The 23831-nt window shown below is 64.2% G+C and carries 22 protein-coding genes; 4 read left to right on the top strand and 18 right to left on the bottom strand.

The features are described 5' to 3' along the window. Positions 1-2: 2 nt before the first annotated feature. Complete coding sequence (locus FJ418_RS30420) at positions 3-890, bottom strand: sugar phosphate isomerase/epimerase (protein ID WP_140654407.1); 888 nt, start codon at positions 888-890, stop codon at positions 3-5. Between the two features lie 399 nt (positions 891-1289). Here FJ418_RS30420 and FJ418_RS30425 point away from each other — a divergent pair, with 399 nt between their 5' ends. The 3 genes from FJ418_RS30425 (at position 1290) to FJ418_RS30435 (ending at position 4749) form a co-directional block, all read left to right on the top strand. Continuing rightward, positions 1290-2345, top strand: coding sequence for a sugar phosphate isomerase/epimerase (locus FJ418_RS30425; RefSeq protein ID WP_140644631.1), 1056 nt, complete (start codon positions 1290-1292; stop codon positions 2343-2345). Positions 2346-2490: 145 nt separating this feature from the next. Beyond that, entirely contained in the window at positions 2491-3678 is a 1188-nt protein-coding gene (locus FJ418_RS30430) for a Gfo/Idh/MocA family oxidoreductase (protein WP_140784563.1), read from the top strand. A 219-nt stretch (positions 3679-3897) separates the two neighbouring features. After that, complete coding sequence (locus FJ418_RS30435) at positions 3898-4749, top strand: sugar phosphate isomerase/epimerase (protein WP_140871918.1); 852 nt, start codon at positions 3898-3900, stop codon at positions 4747-4749. A 224-nt stretch (positions 4750-4973) separates the two neighbouring features. On the opposite strand, the gene phnE (FJ418_RS30445) is transcribed toward FJ418_RS30435, so the two are convergent. From phnE (FJ418_RS30445) to phnG, 12 genes are all read right to left on the bottom strand, one after another. Further along, complete coding sequence (phnE, locus tag FJ418_RS30445) at positions 4974-6332, bottom strand: phosphonate ABC transporter, permease protein PhnE (protein ID WP_181167153.1); 1359 nt, start codon at positions 6330-6332, stop codon at positions 4974-4976. 7 nt (positions 6333-6339) lie between these two features. Further along, positions 6340-7293, bottom strand: a complete 954-nt coding sequence (gene phnE / locus FJ418_RS30450) for a phosphonate ABC transporter, permease protein PhnE (RefSeq protein ID WP_140803369.1) — start codon at positions 7291-7293, stop codon at positions 6340-6342. 58 nt (positions 7294-7351) lie between these two features. Next, entirely contained in the window at positions 7352-8260 is a 909-nt protein-coding gene (gene phnD, locus FJ418_RS30455) for a phosphonate ABC transporter substrate-binding protein (protein WP_140644626.1), read from the bottom strand. A gap of 140 nt (positions 8261-8400) precedes the next feature. Further along, entirely contained in the window at positions 8401-9258 is an 858-nt protein-coding gene (gene phnC, locus FJ418_RS30460) for a phosphonate ABC transporter ATP-binding protein (protein WP_140654418.1), read from the bottom strand. Positions 9259-9374: 116 nt separating this feature from the next. Continuing rightward, positions 9375-10085 carry a DUF1868 domain-containing protein gene (locus tag FJ418_RS30465; RefSeq protein WP_140871922.1) on the bottom strand — a complete coding sequence of 237 codons (711 nt, stop codon included), beginning with the start codon at positions 10083-10085 and terminating at the stop codon, positions 9375-9377. 115 nt (positions 10086-10200) lie between these two features. After that, positions 10201-10812, bottom strand: a complete 612-nt coding sequence (locus FJ418_RS30470; RefSeq protein ID WP_140871924.1) for a DapH/DapD/GlmU-related protein — start codon at positions 10810-10812, stop codon at positions 10201-10203. Then, complete coding sequence (gene phnL / locus FJ418_RS30475) at positions 10809-11516, bottom strand: phosphonate C-P lyase system protein PhnL (RefSeq protein ID WP_140871926.1); 708 nt, start codon at positions 11514-11516, stop codon at positions 10809-10811. The genes FJ418_RS30470 and phnL overlap by 4 nt, the downstream gene beginning before the upstream one ends. 68 nt (positions 11517-11584) lie before the next feature. Continuing rightward, positions 11585-12361 carry a phosphonate C-P lyase system protein PhnK gene (gene phnK / locus FJ418_RS30480; protein WP_140544515.1) on the bottom strand — a complete coding sequence of 259 codons (777 nt, stop codon included), beginning with the start codon at positions 12359-12361 and terminating at the stop codon, positions 11585-11587. Further along, positions 12358-13257, bottom strand: a complete 900-nt coding sequence (locus FJ418_RS30485; RefSeq protein WP_140871928.1) for an alpha-D-ribose 1-methylphosphonate 5-phosphate C-P-lyase PhnJ — start codon at positions 13255-13257, stop codon at positions 12358-12360. The genes phnK and FJ418_RS30485 overlap by 4 nt, the downstream gene beginning before the upstream one ends. 253 nt (positions 13258-13510) lie before the next feature. After that, entirely contained in the window at positions 13511-14626 is a 1116-nt protein-coding gene (locus FJ418_RS30490; RefSeq protein WP_140871930.1) for a carbon-phosphorus lyase complex subunit PhnI, read from the bottom strand. Position 14627: 1 nt separating this feature from the next. Further along, entirely contained in the window at positions 14628-15239 is a 612-nt protein-coding gene (phnH, locus tag FJ418_RS30495) for a phosphonate C-P lyase system protein PhnH (RefSeq protein ID WP_140871932.1), read from the bottom strand. After that, a complete protein-coding gene (phnG, locus tag FJ418_RS30500; RefSeq protein WP_140709566.1) occupies positions 15239-15700 on the bottom strand; it encodes a phosphonate C-P lyase system protein PhnG in 462 nt (153 codons plus the stop codon). Before phnG ends, phnH begins: the two co-directional genes overlap by 1 nt. Before the next feature lie 135 nt (positions 15701-15835). On the opposite strand from phnG, the gene phnF reads away from it, so the two are divergent. Then, the gene (phnF, locus tag FJ418_RS30505) at positions 15836-16570 is read left to right on the top strand and encodes a phosphonate metabolism transcriptional regulator PhnF (protein ID WP_181167154.1); all 735 of its coding nucleotides are present in this window, start codon (positions 15836-15838) and stop codon (positions 16568-16570) included. A gap of 295 nt (positions 16571-16865) precedes the next feature. Here phnF and FJ418_RS30510 read toward each other — a convergent pair whose 3' ends face one another. From FJ418_RS30510 to FJ418_RS30530, 5 genes are all read right to left on the bottom strand, one after another. Continuing rightward, positions 16866-17885, bottom strand: coding sequence for a zinc-binding alcohol dehydrogenase family protein (locus FJ418_RS30510; RefSeq protein ID WP_140871936.1), 1020 nt, complete (start codon positions 17883-17885; stop codon positions 16866-16868). 70 nt (positions 17886-17955) lie between these two features. Further along, the gene (locus tag FJ418_RS30515; RefSeq protein ID WP_140644615.1) at positions 17956-18921 is read right to left on the bottom strand and encodes an ABC transporter permease; all 966 of its coding nucleotides are present in this window, start codon (positions 18919-18921) and stop codon (positions 17956-17958) included. Further along, positions 18918-20471, bottom strand: a complete 1554-nt coding sequence (locus FJ418_RS30520) for a sugar ABC transporter ATP-binding protein (RefSeq protein ID WP_140871938.1) — start codon at positions 20469-20471, stop codon at positions 18918-18920. Before FJ418_RS30520 ends, FJ418_RS30515 begins: the two co-directional genes overlap by 4 nt. Positions 20472-20630: 159 nt before the next feature. Beyond that, positions 20631-21626 carry an ABC transporter substrate-binding protein gene (locus tag FJ418_RS30525; protein WP_140871940.1) on the bottom strand — a complete coding sequence of 332 codons (996 nt, stop codon included), beginning with the start codon at positions 21624-21626 and terminating at the stop codon, positions 20631-20633. Positions 21627-21962: 336 nt separating this feature from the next. After that, positions 21963-23468 carry an altronate dehydratase family protein gene (locus FJ418_RS30530; RefSeq protein ID WP_140871942.1) on the bottom strand — a complete coding sequence of 502 codons (1506 nt, stop codon included), beginning with the start codon at positions 23466-23468 and terminating at the stop codon, positions 21963-21965. Positions 23469-23831 lie beyond the last annotated feature (363 nt).

A 23831-nucleotide genomic window follows, 5' to 3' on the forward strand; every position in this document is an offset into this window, starting at 1 on the left:
GCCTACTTGATCAGCGGCAGCAGCGTTTCGGCGGTGATGCGCATCTGGTCGGTGTAGAATTTTTCCGTGAGCACGCTGGAGCCGTGGTCCTGGATGAACTTGAGCTGCTCGGGTGAGATGTCGACCGGATTGCGCTCGACCATCTCCGGATAGGGCGCCGCGGGCGTGCGGTCGACGGGCGCGACGAACTCGTTGGTCAGCGCGCCGTCGTAGCCGACTTCCTTCAGCGTGCGTACGATCTTCGGCCAGTCGATCTGGCCAAGGCCGGCGGCGAAGCGGTTGTTGTCGGCGACATGGAAATCGAACAGGCGCTTGCCGACCTGGCGGATCGCGTCATAGACGTTAAATTCCTCCATGTGGATATGGTAGGCGTCGAGGCAGACGCCGCATTCGGGGCTCACCGCATCGGCGAGCGCCAGCGCCTGGGCGCCGCGGTTGAAGAGATAGGTCTCGAAGCGGTTGAGCGGCTCGACGGCGATCCTGACGCCGACCTTCTTGGCATGGGTGAAACACTCGCGCGTGGCGTCGACCACCCAGCCCCATTCCTCCGCCTCGGTGCCGTCCGGCACGACCTTGCCGACAGTCGCGGGCACCAGCGTGATGATCTCGCCCTCGAGCTCGCTCACCATGGTGAGCACGTCCTTGACATATTGGACCGAGCGCTCGCGCTGGCCCTGGTCCTTGGCGGCGAGGTTGCGCTCGCCCAGCATCAGCGTCACCGAACCCCAGCAGCGGATGCCGTGCTCCTTGAGCAGCGCACGCGTCTCCTTGGTCTTGTACTGCTCGGGCTCGCCGGAAATCTCGATCGATTCGTAGCCGAATTTCTTGATGCGCTTGAGCGTCACCTCCAGCGGCTCCGCCCGCATCCAATTGTGCGTCGAAAGATGCATGGTCTATCCTTCCCAGAATTCGCCTGTCACGTTTTACCCGCGACGGCTCCGATAGAAGCGGTCGCACGTTTCCTCCCCAAGGCGTTGCCAGCATTTTTCTTGAAACTGGTTCGACCAATTGGGCCTTCCATGACCTCTACAGCAAATTTTCATGCACGGCAAGAAGTGGACGACGGAAGCCGTGCAGGTTAAGCAATAGGCTGATTTCATAAGGTAATTTGGCTCGCTTGTTTCAAAACCCGGCCCATCTTCGCGGTTTTCGACCGCTTGACCGAATTACGGGATTTGGTAATACCAGAATGGCGCAACGCATAGACGCCGACAGTATTGACCAAACAGGCTGGCCCTCACTTCAATCGGCGCTATGCTTGGTCGCGAAAACAATGAGGGAGGATGCCGATGCCGACGACGATGAAGGGCCCCGGCCTGTTTCTGGCGCAGTTCGCGGGCGATGCCGCGCCGTTCAATTCGCTGGCTTCGATCACCAAATGGGCGGCCGGGCTCGGCTACAAGGGCGTGCAGATCCCGACCTGGGACGGGCGCCTGTTCGACCTCAAGAAGGCGGCGTCGTCGAAGGCCTATTGTGACGAGGTGAAAGGCATCTGCGCCGATGCCGGCGTCGAGATCACGGAATTGTCGACGCATCTGCAGGGCCAACTGGTCGCCGTTCATCCAGCCTATGACGCGCAGTTCGACGGCTTCGCGCCGGCCGAGGTGCACAACAACCCCAAGGCGCGCCAAAAATGGGCGGTCGAGCAGATGAAGTTCGGCGCCAAGGCATCGAGGAATCTCGGGCTGAATGCTTCGGTGTCGTTCACCGGCTCGCTGGCTTTCCCCTACCTTTATCCGTTCCCGCAACGGCCGGCCGGGCTGATCGAGGAGGCCTTCTCCGAACTCGGCCAGCGCTGGAAGCCGATCCTCGATGTCTACGAGGACAATGGCGTCGATGTCGGTTATGAGATCCACCCTTCCGAGGACGTGTTCGACGGCGCCACCTTCGAGATGTTCCTCGACGCGGTCGGCGGCCACAAGCGCTGCAACATCAACTACGACCCGTCGCATTTCCTGCTGCAGCAGCTCGATTATCTCGAGTTCATCGACATCTACCACGAGCGGATCAAGGCGTTCCACGTCAAGGATGCCGAGTTCAATCCGACCGGGCGACAAGGCGTCTATTCCGGCTACCAGGGCTGGGTGAACCGGGCGGGCCGCTTCCGTTCGCTGGGCGACGGGCAGGTCGATTTCAGCGGCATCTTCTCCAAGCTCACCCAGTACAACTACGATTCCTGGGCGGTGCTGGAGTGGGAATGCTGCCTGAAACATCCCGAGGACGGGGCGGCCGAAGGTGCGCCCTTCATCCAGCATCACATCATCCGGGTGACCGAGAGGGCCTTCGACGATTTCGCCGGCGGCACCAGCGACAAGAAGCTGTTGCGGGCGATGATGGGGATTTGACCTACGAACTCTGCTTGAGGAGGTTCGGCCACAGGTCCGGGTGGGTTGGATCCCAAGTCGCAGCGGACTCTTATACCCCAACCCCGACGCTGCGCGTCGACCTTCCCGCAAGGGGGAGGGTGAGGAGCTAAAGAGAGGACAAGAAATGGTCGGCGCATCGAAGTCGGAAGCGGGAGGCGGCCCGATCCGCTATGGCATGGTTGGCGGCGGGCAGGGTGCCTTCATCGGCGCGGTGCATCGCATCGCGGCGCGCATGGACAACGACTTCGTGCTGGTGGCCGGCGCGCTGTCGTCGGATCCGGTGCGGGCGAAGGCATCGGCCGAAGAACTCGGACTCGATCCCGCGCGCAGCTACAGCTCCTACGCCGAGATGGCGAAGGCCGAGGCCAAGCGCCCCGACGGCATCGAGGCGGTGGCGATCGTGACGCCCAACAATGTGCATGTGCCGGCGGCCAAGGCCTTCCTCGAGGCCGGTATCCACGTCATCTGCGACAAGCCGCTGGCGACTTCGCTGGCCGAGGCGAAGAAGCTCGCGGCCCTTGTCGAGAAGACCGGCAAGGTATTCGTGCTGACGCACAACTACACCGCCTACCCGATGATCCGGCAGGCCCGCGAGATGGTGGCCAAGGGCCAACTCGGCGACATCCGCATCGTGCAGTCCGAATATCCTCAGGACTGGCTGACCGAGGACCTCGCCGCCACCGGCCAGAAGCAGGCCTCGTGGCGCTCCGACCCCAAGCAGGCAGGCGCCGGCGGCGCACTGGGCGACATCGGCACGCATGCCTACAATCTCGCCCGCTTCGTGTCCGGGCTGGAGCTAGATTCACTTTCGGCCGATCTCGATGCGTTCGTGCCGGGGCGCCAGCTCGACGACAATGTCAACGTCATGCTGCGCTTCAAGCCGGTCGGCAACAAGCATCCGGCCAAGGGCATGATCTGGGCAAGCCAGGTGGCGCCCGGCCACGAGAATGGGCTGAAGCTGCGCATCTATGGCTCCAAGGGTGGGCTGGAATGGGTGCAGGCCGACCCGAACTATCTCTGGTACACGCCGTTCGGCCAGCCGAAGCAGTTGCTCACCCGGGCCGGCGCCGGCGCGATGCCGGTCGCGGCCCGCGTCAGCCGTGTGCCGTCTGGCCATCCGGAGGGCTATCTCGAAGGTTTTGCCAATATCTACCAGGAGGCCGCAAGGGCCATCCGCGCGGCGCGCCGGAAGGGCGGCAAGCCAGGCAAGGACGTCGTCTTCCCGACGATCGCCGACGGCGTCGAAGGCATGGCCTTCATCGAGGCCTGCGTGAAGTCGTCGAAGAAGAATGGGGCGTGGACGAAGCTCTAGGGACGGCCGCGTCGTCCAAGGGAGTCCCCCCTCACCCGGATTGCCAGCCGAATTGCGAAGAGCAATTCGGGGCAATCCGACCTCTCCCCGAGGGGAGAGGAGACAAGCGACGCCGGCGCCGACCTCCCCTCGGGGAGAAGGTGGCGGCGAAGCGGCCGGATGAGGGGGAGTGTGGCCGGCCAACGCAAAGGGTTGGCCGCAAGCGGGGAGGGGGCGTCGATGAAAATCGGCATGTGCATGTTCTTGTGGACGACCAGCGTCTCGAAGAAGCACGAGGCGCTGCTGAAGGACATCAAGGCGACCGGCTTCGACGGCGTCGAGATACCGGTCTTCGTCGGGGTGCCCGACGACTACAAAAAGCTCGGCGAAATGCTCGACCGAATCGGCCTTGAGCGCACCGCGGTCTCGGCGATGGGCGATCCGGCGATGAATCTGATCTCGCCGGATGCGGCGACCCGCAAAGCTGGCATCGACTATATGAAATGGGCGGTCGACTGCAGCGCCGCGCTCGGCGCGGACACCCTCAGCGGGCCGCTGCATTCGACGCTGGGCGCCTTTTCCGGCAGCGGGCCGACGGCGGCCGAGAAGAAGCGCTCGGTCGCCTCGCAGCGCGCCATCGGCGACCATGCCGGCAAGAAGGGCGTGACCATCGGGCTCGAAGCGCTCAACCGCTTCGAATGCTATCTCGTCAACACCATGGCCGACCTGTCGGAGCATATCGACGCGATCGACCGGCCGCATATCAAGGCGATGTACGACACCTTCCACGCCAACATCGAGGAGGCCGATCCGATCGGCGCCTATACGAAGCATCGCCGAAACGTCGTCCATATCCACATTTCGGAGAATGACCGCGGCGTGCCGGGGCGCGGCAACATCCCCTGGAAGGAGACTTTCGCGGCGATCCGCCGGACCGGTTACGACGACTGGCTGACGATCGAGTCGTTCGGACGCTCGCTGAAGGACCTGGCTGCGGCGACGAAGGTGTGGCGCGATTTCGCGGAGAGCCCGGAGGCGGTTTATCGCGAGGGGTATAAGCATATCAGGGACGGGTGGAAGAAGGCGGCTTAGGGTGCACCGTCCGGCGGGCGTCGCGATCCTTCGCGCCCCCCTCTGTCCTGCCGGACATCTCCCCCACAAGGGGGGAGATTGGCGGCTTCGGCGTTCCGCTCAATCCTGTTGGGCGATTGGCGAAAGCCGCGATGACGGCTGATCTCCCCCCAAGTGGGGGAGATGCCCGGTAGGGCAGAGGGGGGCGCTGTCCCGCCGACCTCTCCTTAGAAGCAGCAGTCCAACTACCCCCGCTCGGCCTGCAGCCTGTTGTAATCATGCAGCGTGCGGCTCAGCCTTCGGCGCAGGAAATTCGAGATGTTGTCGAAGATGAAGACGACGAGCAGCGTCAGCAGCACCATGTAGAAGACGTTGGCCCAGTTCGAGTTGGTGCGCATCGCTTCCCATAGTTTCAGACCGATGCCGCCAGCGCCGACGGCGCCGATGATGGTCGCGCCGCGGGTGTTGGATTCCCACTGGTAGAGCGTCTGGCTGATGAAGACCGGCACCACTTCCGGCATCACGCCGTAGCGCTGCACGAGCAGGCCGTTGGCGCCGGTCGAGAGTACGCCTTCGCGCGGCTTGTCGTCGATGTTCTCCAGCGCCTCGGAATAGGTTTTGCCCAATGTGCCGATCTCGGTGAAGAAGATCGCGGCACTGCCGGCCAGCGGTCCGGGGCCGAAGGCGCGGGTGAAGAACAGTGCCCAGATCAGCATGTCGACCGAGCGCATGAAGTCGAAGAAGCGTTTCAGCACCTGGCTGAGCAGGCCGCTCGGCGTGATGTTGCGGGCGGCGAAGAAGGCGAGCGGGAAGGCGACGATACCGCCGAGCAGCGTGCCGAGGAACGCCATGACGATGGTCTGCAGGAGTTTCGTCCAGACATCGCCGTGCTGCCACTGCGCGTTATTCCAGATGTTGTCGGCGGCCAGAGCGAGGTTCGACGTGCCGGGCTGAAGCTCAGGCCCGGAGACGATCAGCGAGATGACCTCGCCGGCCGATTTGCCGAAGAAGGGCGAGCGCGTGTCGAAGACGAAATTGGCCCAGCCGAGGAAGCGCTTGCGAACCTTGACGCGGTCGACGGTGACGCGCACCTCGCCGGCGAAGCCCATCTTGGCGACGATCTCGTCGTCATGGACGGTCACCCAGTCGGGCACCGGACCTGTGACCACCGGCTTGCCGGCGGTCAGCGCTATCGGCACGGTCACGCCATTGGCCGTGATCGCCGCTCTGGTCTTGTCGAAGGTAACGGATTTCGCATCGCCGTCGATCCGGACCGTGAAGGTGCCGTCGGGGTTCCTGACCACCCAATCGGGATTGGGGTTCTCGCCGAGCGCCGAAAAGCGCGGATATTTCGGCGTGATCTGCGGCTGGTCGAGACGGAATTCCGGCTGCAAATCGTAGCTGATCCATTGCGACAGGAAGAGCGGCAGGCGTTCCCAGTGCGACTCGCGCAGCACCTGCGGCAGGCTGAAGAACCAGAGCGCATAGGCAAGATAGAATACCGTGCTGGCGATCAGGAGCAATGGCCAGAAACGCTTGTAGGCCGGACGATGGAACACCTGCGGGTAGCGGCTTTCGATGGCGCTTAGTTCGTCGGCGGTCATAGCCATATCAGGCGCTCATCAGGAAAGCCTGCTCGCCGACAAGCTTGCGGCGCAGCCAGGCGGAGAACTGGTCGACGAGGAAGATGGTGATGAAGAGCAGGAGCACCAGCGCCAGCGTCTTGGCGCCGAAGCCGCGCGAGATGGAAAGCTTCAGCTCTTCGCCGATACCGCCGCCGCCGACCGCGCCCATGATGGTCGAGATGCGCACGTTGATCTCGATCCGGAGCAGCGTGTACGACATGAAATTGGGCAGCACCTGCGGCAGGTCGGCGAAGCGCACGCGCTCGAACCAGTTGGCGCCGACGGCGCGCAAGCCCTCCTCCGGGCGCATGTCGATGTTCTCGTTGATCTCGTAGAACAGCTTGCCCAGCGCGCCGATCGAATGCAGGCCGATGGCGATGATGGCGGCGACCGGACCGATCGAGACGATGGCCGCGAACAGGCCGGCAATGACGATCTCGGGGAAGGCACGCAGCAGTTCCATGAAGCGCTTGACGACGAGCCGCAGGATCGGGTTCGGCGTCAGGTTGCGCGCGGCGATGAAGGAGAAGGGAACGGCGAAGACGAAGCCGATGAAGGTCGAGACCAGCGCCACGTTCACCGTGGTCAGCATGAGCTCGAAATATTCGGGGATGTAGAAACCGCCCCAGACATAGACGCGGCCGAGCGGGAAGTTGAATTCCTGCGTGCCCTTGTCGTTGGGTGAGGCGATGTCGAACAACGCCCGCCAGACGTCGTTCCAGTCCTTCGGGACCAGCCAGCTCAGGAAATCGAGGATATGCGGCAGCCGGTCGAAGAAGTGGCCGGCATTGGCCTCGTCGGCGAACCACATGGTGGCGAACATGGCGACAAGCAGCAGCCCGACGCCAAGCGCGGTGTAGAAGCGGCGCAGCGAGGTCTGGCGCCGCCAGGCGTCGGCCTGCTGGCGGGTGGCGTCGGAATGGAGTGTCGCTGATGTCATGATCGGGACATGCAAAAAGGGCGGTGCTGGAGGCACACCGCCCTTTCTGATCTTGCCATTAGCCGCCGATGGCGGCTTTGCGGGCTTCGACGATGACGTTGTAGAATTCCGGCTTCACAGGCACGTAGCCGGTGAAGTCGCCACCCTCGACGCCTTCGAAGCAGGCCTTGTCCTTGGCCGGCAGGGCGGTGAAGAAGGCGGTGAGCTTGGCGGTCATGTCGTCGCCCAGCGCGGTGCGCACGACCAGCGGACCGTTCGGGATCAAGCCCGAGCGCCACACTTCGACGAAGTCGTTCGGGTCGACGGCGCCCTTGGAGACTTCCTTGTGGAAGGTGCCGGAGGTGTAGCCGTTCTTGAAGTCGCCGATACCCGAGGAATCGTCCACGGCAACGTCGACCTTGCCGTCGCGCACGGCCAGCACGTTGTTCTCGTGGCCGCCGTTGAACTGGGTCGAGGCGAAATAGGTCTCGTTGGAGGCGCCGGTGTCCTTCGGAATCTGGGTCAGCGGGATCAGGTAGCCCGAGGTCGAATCCGGATCGGCGTAGCCGAGCTTCTTGCCCTTTGCCGACTTGATGTCGGTGATGCCGGAAGTCTTGAGCGCCAGGCCGATCGAATAATAACCGGTGGACCCGTCGGTCTGCTTGGTCGTGAGGATCGGGGTGACAGCCTTCGGATCCTTGAGATAGACGCTGGCATAACCGGACGCGCCGAGTTCGGCGAAGTCGAGCGTGCCGCCGAGCAGGCCCTGGATGACGCCGTCATAGTCGGCGGCGGGGAACAGCGAGACCTTCTCGAAGCCGAATTCCGACTTCAGGTGGTCGGCCAGGCATTGGTAATTGCGCAGGCGGTCGGTCTCGTTCTCGCCGCCGAGGATGCCGACGCGGAATTCCTTGATATCAGCGGCATGCGCGGCGCTTGCCGCCATGGCGAGCAGCGAAACCGCCCCAAAAACCATCTTCCTGAACATTTCGATCTCTCTCCTGTTGTTCCGGCTGCGCCGGCTGCGTTCTGATTTTTCAAGTCTTGCCTTTGACGCTGGCGGGCGATCCGGGTTGCTCTGCTGAAATCCACGATTTGCCCGCACCGGCTGGGCCCGGGACGGTGGACTCAGTAGCCAGGGAAGGCTGGTTCGAGCGGTCCGGCGGATGCGGTCATCTTCGGCTTGATGGTCACGCTGGTCGACGTGATGGCTTCGGAGATCTCGGCGCCGCTGGCGTCGGCGCCATAGACCGTGCGCACGGCGTCGCGGTCGAGGTCTTCCGGGGCGCCGTCGAAGACGACCTTGCCGGCGGCCATGCCGATGATCCGGGTGCAATAGGCGCGCGCGGTGTCCAGCGTGTGCAGGTTGGTGACGACGGTGATGCCTTCGCGCAGATTGATGTCGCGCAGCGAGTCCATCACCACCTTGGCGTTGAGCGGATCGAGCGAGGCGATCGGCTCGTCGGCCAGCAGCACTTTCGGCTGCTGCATCATGGCGCGGGCGATCGCGACACGCTGCTGCTGGCCGCCGGACAGCGTGCCGGCCGGCTGCAGCGCGGTGCGGGCGATGTCGAGGCGCTCGAGCGCGGCGACCGCCTCGGCGCACTCGGTGCGCGTGAACATGCCCAGCAGGTTGGAAACCGTCGAGCGATGGTTGAGGCGGCCGAGCAGCACATTGGTCAAGACGTCGAGGCGCGGCACGAGGTTGAACTGCTGGAAGATCATGGCGCAGTCGCGCTGCCAGCGGCGCAACGGCGGACCCTGCAGGCTGGAGACCTCGGCGCCGTCAAAAAAAATCGACCCCCGGCTGGGATCGATGAGACGGTTGATCATGCGCAAAAGCGTCGACTTGCCGGCGCCCGAACGGCCGATAATGCCAACCATCTGGCCGCGCGGGATCGAGATGTTGATGTCGCTGACGGCGGTGTTCTTGCCAAATCGTCGGGTTACGCCGCGGATCTCAAGCGTGGCCGATGATGCTGACATACCAAAACTCCAGTCCGTCGCGCTTTTGCAGGTCTGTTAACCTTCGCTAGCGCAGGCCGATGAAGCTGGGGTGTCGGATTGATGTCAGTTTTGTTACGTCCCACAGGCTTGGGGATTCAACCAAGCACCAGCAATTCCTCGAAATGCTTCATGTCCTTGAAGCTGCAGAAGGCCGGGGGCCTGAGCTCGATCACCGGAGCCCCGCGCTCGAGGAATGACAGGCAGTCATCGAACAGGTGCTGCCAGGCAGCGGCCCGCTCGTCGGCGAGGCGGCGGATCTGGTAGGCGAAGGTGATGTGGAAGGCATAAGTCTCGTGGTCCGGATGGCGGTAGCCGAACGGCACTGAAAGGGCATCGCGCCACGCTTTCAGGACGCGGCGGTCCTCGTCGGTGGCGCCGGCGACGGTGAGGCCGGTCGGCACGACTTCGACAATCTTGACCTTGAAGGGGCCGTGGCCCTCGAAGCCTTGCAGGCGACCGAGATAGAGCCGGGTCATGTCGTCGATGCCGGTGTCGAGCGGCACGTCCGATGGCCAGTAGGGAAGGCGGCGCCGGTATTCGATGATGCCCTGAAAGAGCGTCATGTGAAGGCTGGAGATCGGCGTGAAGGCGAGCCGATCGGCGTCGGGCATGGCCAGCATGCGCTTGCGCACCTCGATGATTGCAGCTTCGGAAGTAGAGCCGCCGACGAGGTGACTGACGACCGTGTTGCCGGGCTCGAGGAGGAAATTGCCCGACGTGTCGTAACGAGTGCCGAGATACACTGGCGCCATCGGATTGGTGCCTTCGAAAAATCCGGCGAGCGAAGGTCTGACTGTGGCGAGCATCGCGATCTCCTTGGGGGAGATGGCGTCCTGTCCGAGTCATGTGTCAACGGTGTGAATGGTGAAGAGGATTTCCCTGGCCGGGACCTTGTCTTCCGCCATTCGCCATTCACCGTACCTAGCCGCCATATTTCTCCAGGAAAGCCTCGGCCTCCAGCTCGCGAAAATCGTCGAGGGCGGCGCGCAGCTTCGCGTGGTCCCAATCCCACCAGGCTAAAGCCTGGTAGCGCTCCGCGGTGCGGCGGTCGAAGCGCTCGCGGATCGGCTTTGCCGGTACGCCGCCGACAATGGTGTAGGGCGAGACATCTTTCGAGACGACGGCGCCGGCGCCAACCGCGGCGCCGTCGCCGACGGTCACGCCGGGCAGGACGGTCGAGCCATGGCCGAGCCAGGTATCGTGGCCGATGGTGACGCGCCTGGCGCGACGCTCGGCGAAGAACGCGCTCTCATGCTCGGCGTCGTCCCAATAGTCGGACGCCCGATAGGTGAAGTGATGCAGCGTCGGCCGCCATGTCGGATGATTGGTGGCGTTGAGGCGGACGCTCGCCGCGATGTTGGAGAATTTGCCGATGGTCGCGCACCACGCGGCACAGTCCTGCATCATGTAGGAATAGTCGCCGAGTTCGCATTCGGCGACGCGGCTGCGCTCGGCGATCTCGGTCCAGCGCCCGAGCGTCGAGTTTTCGACCTGCGCTGTCGGATGGATCAGCGGCGTCTCCGAAAGCTTCATGCGGCGATCTTTCCGGCGGCGAAAGCGGTGACGTCGATGACGCGATCGGCCACCGCGTCGCGCACGTCGAGGTCGTGGAAGATGCCGAGCAGGGCGACGCCCGCCGCCTTCTTGGCGGCGATGAGCTCGACCACCACATGGCGGTTCTTCGCGTCGAGCGAGGCAGTCGGCTCGTCGAGCAGCAGGATCGGATGCTCGGTGATGAAGCCGCGCGCGATGTTGACGCGCTGCTGCTCGCCGCCGGAGAAGGTCGCGGGAGGCAAGGCCCAGAGTTTTTCCGGCAGGTTGAGCTGGGCAAGCAAAGTGCGTGCTTTCTCCCGTGCGCTTTCCCTATCCTCGCCGCGCTCGACCAACGGCTCGGCGACGACATCGAGCGCGGAGACGCGCGGCACAGTGCGCAGGAACTGGCTGACATAACCTATGGTGTGGCGGCGCACGGAAAGCACGGTGCGCGGGCTGGCGGAGGCGAGGTCGATCAAGCCGCCGCCATGCTGGACGATGATCTGGCCTTCATCCACGGCGTAGTTGCCATAGAGCATCTTCAGGATCGAGCTTTTTCCGGCACCGGAAGGGCCGCCGAGCACGGCGCATTCGCCGGCGCGGATCGAGAAGGAGACGCCTGCCACCACCGGCAGCGTGACGCCGTCGCGCAGATGCATGGTGAAGCTTTTGGCGACATCGGAAACGACGAGAGGAGTGGGCATATCAGAGTCCTTCGTTTTTCCGCATGATCTGATCCGAAAACCGGCTTCCACTTTTCGGGATCATGCGGTCACACCTGCAAAATCGAAGACACGAGAAGCTGGGTATAGGGCGCGCGCGGGTCGTCGAGCACGCGGTCGGTGAGGCCGCTTTCGACGACGCGGCCGTCCTTCATCACCATCATGCGCTGCGACAAAAGCCGCGCCACGGCGAGGTCGTGGGTGACGACGATCGCGGCCAGCCCGAGGTCGGTGACCAGCCCGCGCAACAGGTCGAGCAGTCGCGCCTGCACCGAGACGTCGAGGCCGCCGGTCGGCTCGTCCATGAAGACGAGCCGCGGGCCGGTCACCAGATTGCGGGCGATCTGCAGGCGCTGGCGCATGCCGCCGGAAAAGGCGCGCGGCTCGTCGTCGATGCGGTCCTCGTCGATCTCGACGCGCGACAGCCAGTCGACGGCGGTGGCGCGGATCTTGCCGTAGTGGCGGTCGCCGACCGCCATCAGCCTTTCGCCGACATTGGCGCCTGCCGACACTGTCATGCGCAGCCCATCGGCCGGGTTCTGATGGACGAAACCCCAGTCGGTGCGCATCAGGAAGCGGCGCTCGGCCTCGCTCATGCGGTAGAGCTCGCGCCACTGGCCGTCGCGCATGCGGTAGCTCGCGGTACCGGAGGAGGGCAGCAGCCTGGTCGACAGGCAGTTAAGCAGCGTCGTCTTGCCGGAGCCGGACTCGCCGACCACCGCCAGGACCTCGCCCGGCCAAAGGTCGAAGGTGACGTTCTCGCAGCCGACGCGCGAGCCGTAGAATTTGGACAGCGCCGAAACGCGCAGCAGCGGTTCGTCGGTCATTCTGCCGGCTCCTTTGTTTCCAGGGCGAGATGGGTTTCCGGCGCAAGGTGGCCGTGATGGCCATCTTCGCGACGCTTCTCGCAGTGGTCGGTGTCCGAGCAGACGAACATGTGGCCGCCATGGTCATCGAGGATGACTTCGTCGAGATAGACATTCTCGGCGCCGCAGAGCGCGCAGGGCTGGTCGAAGGTCTGCACCTCGAAGGGATGGTCCTCGAAGTCTAGGCTGACGACGTCGGTGAAGGGCGGCACCGCATAAATGCGCTTTTCGCGGCCGGCGCCGAACAACTGCAGGGCTGGCGAGCGGTGCATCTTCGGATTGTCGAATTTGGGCGTCGGCGAAGGGTCCATCACATAACGGCCCTCGACCTTGACCGGGTACGCATAGGTGGTGGCGATGCGACCGTGCTTGGCGATGTCCTCGTAGAGCTTCACATGCATGAGGCCGTATTCCTCCAGCGCATGCATTTTTCGCGTTTCGGTCTCGCGCGGCTCGAGGAAGCGCAGCGGCTCGGGGATCGGCACCTGGAAGACCAGCACCTGGCCGGCCGTCAGCGGCTGCTCGGGAATGCGGTGGCGGGTCTGGATGATGCTCGCCTTGGCCGTCTCGGTCGTGACGGCGACATTGGCGACCTTCTTGAAGAAGGCGCGGATCGAAACGGCGTTGGTGGTGTCGTCGGCGCCCTGGTCGATGACCTTCAACACGTCGTCCGGGCCGATGATCGAGGCGGTGACCTGCACGCCGCCGGTGCCCCAGCCATAAGGCATCGGCATCTCGCGCGAGGCGAAGGGCACCTGGTAACCGGGAATGGCGATGCCCTTCAAAATGGCGCGGCGGATCATCCGCTTGGTCTGCTCGTCGAGATAGGCGAAGTTGTAGGTGGCGATGTCGGTCATGGCGATCACGTCCGCTTCGTGCTATGGATTTGACGCTCAAGACGCGGAAGCAGATCCACATGGACTCTACCGGTTGGATGCATCTTGGCGTGCTGTTGCTGGTCTTCGCCGGCGTTGCGGCTTTTGCGCTTCGGAAGATGGTTCTTCCGACGCCGAAAGAGCCCCCGCACGGCGAGACCGTTGGCGGCGCCAGTGGCTTTACTGGCCCTTGGTTTGGTGGCGGCGGCGGACATTCCGGTAGCGGGCACTGAACTCATTCCGCCGCCTCCCGCTTTTCCTCGGCGGCCTTGTCCTCGTTTTCCCGCGCCTCGTATTCGGCGCGCATGCGGCGAACCAGGCCGAGCTCGGCCTGGAAGTCGACATAATGCGGCAACTTCAGGTGCTCGACGAAGCCTGTGGCCTGGACATTGTCGGAATGTGAGATGACGAATTCCTCGTCCTGCGCGGCGGCGACGACGTCCTCGCCAAGCTCGCCGGCGCGCAGCGCCCGGTCGCACAGCGCCATGGCCATCGCCTTGCGCTCGCTCTGGCCGAAGACCAGGCCGTAGCCGCGGGTGAACTGCGGCGGCGCCTTGGCCGAGCCCTTGAACTGGTTGACCATCTGGCATTCGGTGACGCGGATGGAGCCGAGCGGCACGGCGAAGGGCAGTTCCGGCACGTCGAGTTCAAGCTCGACCTCGCCGATGCGCACCTCGCCCACGAAGGGATGGTTGCGGGCGTAGCCGCGCTGCGTCGAATAGCCGAGCGCCAGGAGAAAACCCTCGTCGCCCCGTGACAGTGCCTGCAAGCGGATGTCGCGCGCCATCGGGAATTGCAGCGGCTCGCGCGTGATATCGCCAGGCACGTGGTCAAGCGGCATGTCGCCATCGGCCTCGATCAGGCCTTCATGGGCGAGGATCGCCGAAACGCGCGGCATGGCCTCTGGCTCGACCGGACGCTGCGCCGGCGTCTCGACCTCGGCGCCGGCGGCAAGCTCGGGATCGAGCAGGCGGTGGGTGTAGTCGAAAGTCGGACCAAGCACCTGGCCGCCGGGCAGGTCCTTGTAGGTTGCCGACACGCGCCGCTCGAGCTGCATCGTGCCGGTATCGACGGGGTTGGTGTAGCCGAAGCGCGGCAGCGTGGTGCGATAGGCGCGCACCAGGAAGATCGCCTCGATCATATCGCCGCGCGCCTGGACGACGGCGAGAGCCGCCAGCTCGCGATCATAGAGCGAGCCTTCGCTCATCACCCGGTCGACACCGAGCGCCAGCTGCTCGACGATCTGGTCGAGGCGCAGCGCCGGCACCGAGCGGTCACCGCGGCGGCGGTCGGCCAGCAGCCGATGGGCGTTGGCAATTGCGGCCTCGCCGCCTTTCACCGCGACATACATGTCATGCCTCCATCGACTTGATGCGGGTGGTGCGCGGCAGGCAGGCGAGGCTGCCGGGCGCCGCCAGGATGATGTCGACGCCGCGCGGGAAACGCTGGTTGTTCTGCTTCCACTGCTCGACGAAATGGCGCGGCATGCCCGGAGGCGCGATCATCGACGTCTTTTCGATCCCAGGACCGTCGAGCAGCAGCGACGGGCCCGAAGCGAGATCCTCGACCAGGAGGATCAGCGTCGTCGAGCGATCGGGATATTCTTGCGTGCCCTGCGCAAAACCGTCGAGCGCCGCCATCTCTTTCGGATTGGCGATCAGGGCGAAATGCGCGTCGGCGGGCGTGTTGGCCAAAGGCGCGCCGGTGTGAAAGCCGAGCCATGCCTTGACCGAGGCGTCCGCCTGCAGCGGCGGATCGAGCCAGACTGGCGTGTCGTTGTCGCAGAGCGCCAGCGCGACCGCGCCTGCCGTCGCCGACAATGGCGCTGGCGGGCGGGCGAGTTGCGGCAGGTCCTGGACGGTGCCGGGGCGCGCCATCGCGTCCATGATGGCGCGGAAGACGGTCTGCGCGTCGAAAACCGGCTCGGTGAAGCCGCCGTCGATCGATTGCGTGGCGATGTCCATCAGTCCTCTCCGCGCACCATGGTGAAGAAATCCACTTTCGTTGCCGCCGTCTCGACGCGCCGCGTCTCGCGCGCCGCATCGAGCGCCGCGCGCAAGGGCGCGACCAGCTTCGTCTCGACCGCCTCGCGATGCGCCGGGTCCTGCCAGAGCGCGTCGGCGATCGCCGCGAGCTTTGCCTTGCCCTTGTCGCGGCCGAGCGCATAGGAGTGGCCGACCTTGCCGGATGGCAGCCGCACCGTGGCGCGGGTGACTGTCGCCTCGCCGACATTGAACGGCGCGCCGCCGCCGCCGATCCGCCCGCGCACCGTCACCAATCCGGTCTCCGGGCCGCGCAAAAGCTCTGCCTCGGACGGCAGGCCCGCTTCGTTCCACAGACGGGAGATCTCATCGGCTGCGGCATGCGCCAGCGTCGCCATCAAGGCCTTCCGCCCGGCCTGCTCGCGCGCTTCCTGTCCTCGCATGGCATCGATCCTTACATGCATAAAATTTGTCTATTGATATAGACAACTATACAAATTATACTCATCTCGTAACGGGAGTCCATGACGGGTGGATGACAACCCGGGAAAAATGCTTGGGGGCGATGGGTGACTGGACTGGCGGCTAGTATCGAAAGGCGTAACGGCGTGTCGCTGTGGCGGCAGATCGCCGATCGGATCCTGCAGGCGATCGCCAATGGCGATTTCGCGGAGAACGCGGCGCTGCCGCCCGAAGTCGCGCTGGCGGAACGTTACGGCGTCAACCGCCACACCGTGCGCAGCGCCATTGCAGCACTTGTGCAGGAAGGCGTGCTGAAGGCCGAGCAGGGACGCGGCACCTTCGTCTTGTCGCGCAAACGGCTGTCCTATCCGATCGGCGCGCGCACGCGCTTCTCGACCGGACTGCAAGGGCAGACGAGCGAGCGGCATATCGCGCTGTTGTCGTCATCGACGGAGCCGGCCAGCCGGCGCATCGCCGAGGCGCTGGGCATTGCCAAGGGTGCTGCCGTTATCCGCCTGGAGACGCGCGGCGAGGCCGACGGTCATCCGGTGTCGCGCGCGACGACTTGGTTCGACGCCAAGCGCTTCGCCGGCATCGAGGCAGCTATGGCGGAAACGGGGTCGATCACTGCCTCGCTGAAGCGTTTCGGCATCAACGATTATCTGCGCCACTCGACAGTGCTGTCAGCGCGGCACGCCGACGCCGACGACCTTGCAGCACTCGATTTGCAGCCCGGCGCCATCGTGCTGGTCACCGTCGCGGTGAACGTCACGCTCGATGGCCAGCCGATCCAGTTCGCGGAGTCGCGCTTTCCGGCGGAGCGGGTGGAGCTGAGGCTCTCGGCGTCGTAGGAGATGCTGGCCTTGTCTCAGACCCGTGATTGATCTGTCTCACGCTGATGTCAGCCCAGCTCGGCCGCTTAATTGTCAGAGTCTTCGCGTTTGAGAAGCGCCTTCCCCCACTCCGTCGCCGCTTCGCGGCGCCACCTCTCCCCCCTCCGGAGGGAGAGGAAGGGAGCCAGCCGGCATAAGCTCGCACCTTTCCTCTTCCCCCGTCGATCGGGGGAGAGGTGTCGAGCGAAGCTCGACGGAGCGGGGGTCGACCTACGCGGCGGCGTCAATTCGGGTCAGGTTCACCGGCTGCCGTTTATGACCCGACCTCGATGACCGCCTTGATCAGCCCTGATTTCTCATGCGTCCATTGCGCCAGATCGCGCGGCGTTGCGGCGAGCGTCGTGCGATGGGTGACGAGCTTGTTCAGCGGCACGGCGCCGTTGCGGATCGAGGCCGCAACATGGTCGAAATCGGCCTCCAGCGCATTGCGGCTGCCGATCAGCGTCATCTCGCGCTTGTGGAATTCGGGATCGGAGAAGGCGATGTCGTCCTTGACGACGCTGACCAGCACCAGCGTGCCGCCATGCGCGACATGGGCGAAGGCGGACTGCACCGAGGGCGTGTTGCCGGTCGCGTCGAATACGAGGTCGAAACCCTCGCCGGAGGTTGCTTGCCGGACCAGTTCGGCAGCCGTCGCCTTCGAGCCGTCCAGCGGGGTAAAGCCGAGTGCCTTTTCGGCGAAGCCGAGGCGCTCGGCGTTCATGTCGAGCAGGCTGACATCAAGTCCGGCGATGCGCGCGAAGATCGCCGTACCGAGGCCGATCGGCCCGGCGCCGATGACCAGCGTGCGCGCGCCGGGAGTCCCGAGCGAACGGCGCACCGCATGCGCGCCGATGGCCAGGAATTCCACCGCCGCGGCGTCGGCCAGCGACAGGCCGTTTGCCGGATAAAGGTTCTGCGCCGGCACCAGGATCTCGTCGCACATGGCGCCGTCGCGGTGGACGCCGAGCACTTCGATCTTCACGCAGCAATTCGGCTTGCCGTGCCGGCAGGCGATGCATTTGCCGCATGAAAGATAGGGGTTGATGACGACCGGTTCGCCGACGGCGAGATCGACGCCTTCGCCCTTCTCGACGATGGTGCCGGAGACCTCATGGCCCATGATGCGCGGATAGGCCAGAAACGGGTGCTTGCCTTCGAAGATGTGGTAGTCGGTGCCGCAGATGCCGACGTGGCTGACGGCAACCCGCGCCCAACCGGGCGGGGGCGCGCAAGGGTCGGCGCGGTCTTCGAGGACAAGCTCGCCGGGTGAGCGGCAGACAACGGCTTTCATTTCGCAAATCCAATATTCAAAAAAGGACGCCGGCCTCGTACGAACGAGGCCGGCGGAAGTCAGGGAGGATTCATTTGCCGCGACGGCGCAGGCCGTCGAAGTAGACGATGACGATGATCAGCACGCCGGTGATGATGCGCTGCCAGAACGAGTTGACGTTGAGCAGATTGGCGCCGTTGTTGATGGTGGCGAGGATGAAGGCGCCAAGCAGCGGTCCGTGCACCGAGCCGACCGCCCCGAACAACGAGGTGCCGCCGATGACGGAAGAGGCGATCGCCTGCAGTTCCCAGCCTTCGGCCTGGGTCGGATTGCCGATGCCGATGCGGGCGGCAAGCAGCACGCCGACGAAGGCCGCGCACAGGCCGGACAGCGTGTAGGCCATGTAGATGGTGCGCTGGACGTTGACGCCGGACAGGCGCGAGGCCTCGGCATTGGAGCCGACGGAGAAGAGGTAGCGGCCCCAGCGGCTGTGGTGCAGGAAGATGTAGGCGGGCACGCCGACCAGGATCACCATCCAGAACAGGTTGGGAATGCCGATAAAGGAATTTCTGGAGAAGGCGGTGAAGCTGTCGCTGTTGATGTTGATCGAATTGCCGTTGGTCATCAGCAGGCCGATGCCGCGCAGCGAGGTCAGCGTCGCCAGCGTGATGATGAAGGGCGGCAGGCCCATCCTGACGATGCCGAAGCCATGAAACATGCCGATGGCGACACCGACCAGCAAGGTGGCCAGAATGGCCAGCCAGATCGGGACGCCGGCGTTGATCAGCATGGCGACGACCACTGTGCCGAAGCCGACCACTGCGCCGACGGAAAGGTCGATGCCGCCGGTGATGATGACGAAGGTCTGGCCGACCGCCATGATGGCGATCATGGAACCCTGGCGCAGCAGATTGGCGATGTTGTTGCCCGAAGCGAAGCTCGGCGTCGCCACCGACAGGACGATCCAGAGCAGCACCAGCAGCGCCAGCAGCGTCAGGCCGAACAGGACATTGTAGTTGCGCTTCGGCTTTTCTGCGGAGATCGCCTCGGTGCTCATGTCTGTCCTCCCAATTTCTCTTGTTTCTCGGCGAGCGCCTGGGTGAGAATGTCCTCGTGATCGGCGGTGTGGAAGCCATGCGTGGCGACCAGCTTGCCGCGCCGGAACACATGCAGCGTGTCGGCCAGCTCGTAGACCTCAGGCAGGTAGGACGAGATCAGGATGATGCCCGCGCCCTTGGACAGCAGCTCGCCGAACAGGCGGTAGATCTCGGCCTTGGTGCCGACATCGACACCGACGGTCGGCTCGTCGAAGATGAACAGCTTGGCGCCGTGCGCCAGCCATTTGCCGATGACGATCTTCTGCTGGTTGCCGCCCGACAGGCTGGAGGCTAGCGCGCCGCGCGTCGGCGTCTTGATCCTGAGGCCGGCGATCTGGCGATCGGCCTCGGCCTTCTCCTTGGCGCCGGAAATCAAAAAATTGCTGGAGATGCGTTTGTAGATCGGCAGGTTGAGGTTCATGCCGACCGGCAAATTGAGGCAGAGGCCCTGATCGCGGCGGCTTTCCGGCGCCAGCGCCATGCCGAGCCGGATCGCGTCGTGCTCGGAATTGACCTGGACCTCCTTGCCCTCCCACAGGATCTGGCCGGCCGACTTCCTGTGGCGGCCGTACAGCGTGGTGACGAATTCGCTGCGGCCGGCGCCGATCAGGCCGTAGAGGCCGACGATCTCGCCGGCGCGTACGGTCATCGAGATATTCTCGAAGCCCTTGCCGGACAGGTTCCGTGCTTCGACGATGGTCGCGCCCGGCGTGAAATGCTCCTTGTGGTAAACCTGCTCAATCGAGCGATTGATCATCATCTTGACCAGTTCGGCGTCGTTGGTCTCGGCGATGTTGCGGGTGCCGACCAGCGTGCCGTCGCGCAGCACCGAGACGCGGTCGGCGAGCTCGAACACTTCCTCCATGCGATGGCTGATGTAGATGATGGTGACGCCTTCGCCCTTCAGCCGTCGGATCAGCGTGAACAACTGGTCGGCTTCCTTGCGGGTGAGGTAGGCGGTGGGTTCGTCGAAGATCAGGAATTTGGTGCCGCGCACGGTGGCGCGGGCGGCGGCGATCAATTGCTGCTGACCAATGGTGAGGTCGCCGAGCACGACATGCGCCGGCAGGTCGAAGCCGAGATCGTCGATGATCTTCTGCGCTTCCCTGACCATGGCGCGCTGCTGGAGGATGCCGAAGCGCGAATCCTCTTCGCCAAGGAACATGTTGGCGGCGACCGTCAGGTGACGGCAAAGCACGACCTCCTGGTGCACGGCGTTGATGCCGAGCGCCATCGCCTCATGCGGTGTGGCCAAGGCTGCCGGCTTGCCTTCCCAGATGACCTCGCCGGAAGTGCGCGGCATGACGCCGGTGAGAAGTTTGATGAGGGTCGACTTGCCGGCGCCGTTCTCGCCGACGATGGCGTGGATCTCGCCCGCCTTGAACGCGAGATGCACGGGCTTCAGCGCATGCGTGCCGGGATAGCGCTTCTCCAGGCCGTGGAGCTCGAGGATCGTCCGGCCCGGCGCCAGCGTGGGGGCGGGGTGCAGGTCCTGCGCCGTCGACGTCATGACAATCCTCCCAGATTGATCCTAACCGTTGGATACACAGCGATGCGTCTGGCGCGCATCTTGAGGACTGAGCCTAAAGCAAGCCGGCGAATTGCCAAGCCGCTGTGACGGCTGTTTCCGGGGCGCCGAGGCCCCGGAAACGACTGCAAGCGACGTTGCTCAGTTGAGCTTCGGGTTGAGCAGCGCGTCGATCTTGGGATCCTTCATGTTGGCCTTGGTCACCAGATTGGCGCCGGTGTCGACATTGGCCTCGACCTTCTCGCCCTTGGAAGCGGCCAAAGCGGTCTTGATGCCGTCATAGCCCATCCGGTACGGATCCTGGACGACCAGTGCGGAAATGACGCCGTCATTGAGGAACTTGATCAGCTTCTCGTCGCTGTCGAAGCCGACCAACGCCAGCTTGCCGCCAAGGTTGTTCTCGGCGACAGCCTGACCGACGCCCTGCGCCATTATCAGGTTGGACGCGAAGATGCCCTTGAGGTTCGGATTGGCGGTTATCAGGTCGGTGGCGATGTTGAGGCCGGTGGTGGCCTGGCCGTCGGCGTATTTGTCGGCGACCAGCTTCAGGCCCGGATATTTTGCCTTGAGCTGTTCGGTGAAGCCCTGCTTGCGCTGTTCGAGCGAGCCGGCGCCGGGGGCGTTGGTGATCAGCGCGACGTCGCCCTCGATCTTGCCGCCATTGGCGGCACCGATCGCCGCGGCGAGACCGTCGGCGGCGACGCGGCCGCCCTGGACGTTATCGGTGGTCAGGAAGGAGGTGAAGGCCTTGGAGTCGGCGCCGGAATCGATGCCGATGACCTTGACCTTGGAGGCCGCCTCGTCGATCGGCTTGCCGAGCGCCTTGAACTCGGTCGGCGAGATGACGATCGCGGCCGGGTTGCTGGCGACGGCGTTCTCGAGGATCGAGATCTGGCCGTTGACGTCGGTTTCGGCCTGGGCGCCGAGCTCCGGCACGTTGATGCCGAGATCCTTGCCGGCCTTGCGCGCGCCGGCCAGCACGATCTGCCAGTAGAAGGAGGTGGTATCCTTGACGATGATCGGAATGGTCACGTCGGCCGCCGAAGCGGGCGCGGAATGCATCGCGCCGGCAAGCATCGACGCGGCCGCCAAGGCCACGAAGGCACGGCGGTTGAGAAGGCTGGTCACGAATTTCATTAGGTTCCTCCCTAAAGTCGCCTGGTGAAGGTTGCGGAAGCTCCGTCTGGATAGGCGCGGCCCGAACAGAACTTTATCAATAAAAAACAGATGCCTTTTTTTGATAATGCATCGCCATGGTCGATGCAAGCGGTGTCTGGTGCCGTTTGTGTGATGCCGGGTGAGCTTTGCCCGGCCCCTCCCTGGCAGCACATGGGCGCTTCCGTTCCTCCCTGTCGGTATGGAACGATAATTTCACGATACTGTCAATATGGAATATTCATTCCATCGTGAGGTCGCAATTATGAAGGCAGACTTCCTTGCTGGCAGCGCTTCCTCCACGACAATGGCCTGCGACTAAAGCGTCGCGCCGAGATGCCAGGGCACGAATTCGTTGTCACCGTAGCCGAACGCCTCGCTCTTGGTCTTGCGGCCGGACGCCGTCTCGATGATCAGCTCGAAGATCTCGCGGCCCATGCCGGCGATGGTCTTCTCGCCCGAAGCGATGACGCCGCAATTGACGTCCATGTCCTCTTCCATCTGGTGATACATGGTCGAATTGGTGGCGACCTTGATCGACGGCGTCGGTCGGCAGCCGAAGCAGGAGCCGCGGCCGGTGGTGAAGACGATGACATTGGCGCCGCCCGCGACCTGGCCGGTGGCCGAGACCGGGTCGTAGCCGGGCGTGTCCATGAACACCAGGCCGCTGCCCGACACCTTCTCGGCATAGCCGAAGACGCCGTTGAGCGGTGTCTGGCCGCCCTTGGCGACGGCGCCCAGCGATTTCTCGAGAATCGTGGTCAGGCCGCCGCGCTTGTTGCCGGGTGAGGGGTTGTTGTCGATCGAGGCGCCGTGCTTGGCGGTATGGTCCTCCCACCATTTCACATAGCCGTCGAGCTTGGCGGCGATCTCGGGCGAGGCGGCGCGATAGGCAAGCAGATGCTCGGCGCCGTAGATTTCGGTCGTCTCCGACAGGATGCCGACGCCGCCGCAACCGGCCAGGATATCGACGGCGGCGCCCAGCGCCGGATTTGCCGTGATGCCGGACATGCCGTCCGAGCCGCCGCATTGCAGGCCGACGACGATCTCCGAGACCGGGATCGGCTCGCGCTGCAAGTGGCCGACCTCGTCGGCGATCTCGGCCAGCACGCCCATTGCCCTCTCGACGGATTTGCGCGAACCGCCGGCTTCCTGGATGTTGAAATGGCGTTTTCCGGCGGCCACGCCCTTCTGGCCGTAAAGGGTGAGCTGGTTGACCTCGCAGCCCAGCCCCACCATCAGGATGCCGCCGAAATTCGGGTGGCGCGCATAACCGGCAAGGGTGCGGTGCAGGACCATCATGCCGTCGCCGGTGGCGCTCATGCCGCAGCCCTGGCCGTGGACGATCGGCACGAAGCCGTCGATGCCGGGATATTTCGGCAGAAGCGTGCGGTTGGCTTCGTCCGCAATGGCGTGGCAGACGGTCGACGAGCAATTGACGCTGGCGATGATGCCGATGAAGTTGCGCGTGCCGGCTCGCCCATCGGCGCGGCGGTAGCCCATGAAGGTGCGCTTGCGGTCGGCCTCGGTGGCGTGCTCGGCCTCGCTCGGCGGCACCACCGGCAAGCGGCCGCTCTCGAAGACCAGATTGTGCGAGTGGACATGCTCGCCTGCCGCGATGGCTTGCGTGGCGCGGCCGATCGCCTGCGCGTATTTCACCACCGCTTCGCCCGCGGCGATCGGCTTGATCGCCACCTTGTGGCCAGGCTCGATCACGGCGGTCGCGGCGGCGCCGCCCGGCAATAACGTTCCAATTTCGATGCGCCCGTTGGCGACGGCGACATTATCGGAGGGCGAGAGGAGGATGGTGTTTGCAATGGTCACGGGCGGCTGTCCTGGGTGATCCTGGGAATGCGGGCGGATTGACTTGCGCCCATTTAAAGATAATGTCTTTTATCGGGAAAAAACAATTCTGCGTCAATTGTTTTCTCGCCCGGGCGGCGCGCGTCTTTGGACGCTCGCGCCCACCCGTTTGGCAAGCCGGCGAAAACGTTCCGCTTTTCGGAGGCTTGCGCTAGAGCCGGATGGTTTCAGGTCCGTTTGACCCGAAATCTGAATCCGGCTCTAAATCAAAGAGATAGAGCATGATGTGGCCCGAAAAGCGCTTCATACTTTTCGGCATCATGCTCTAGGGCTTGTTGAGATTCATCGTGAGTTTATGACGGCGGCAGCGAGATGGATGATGGC

The organism is Mesorhizobium sp. B2-8-3, from assembly GCF_006440815.1.
Classification (GTDB): domain Bacteria; phylum Pseudomonadota; class Alphaproteobacteria; order Rhizobiales; family Rhizobiaceae; genus Mesorhizobium.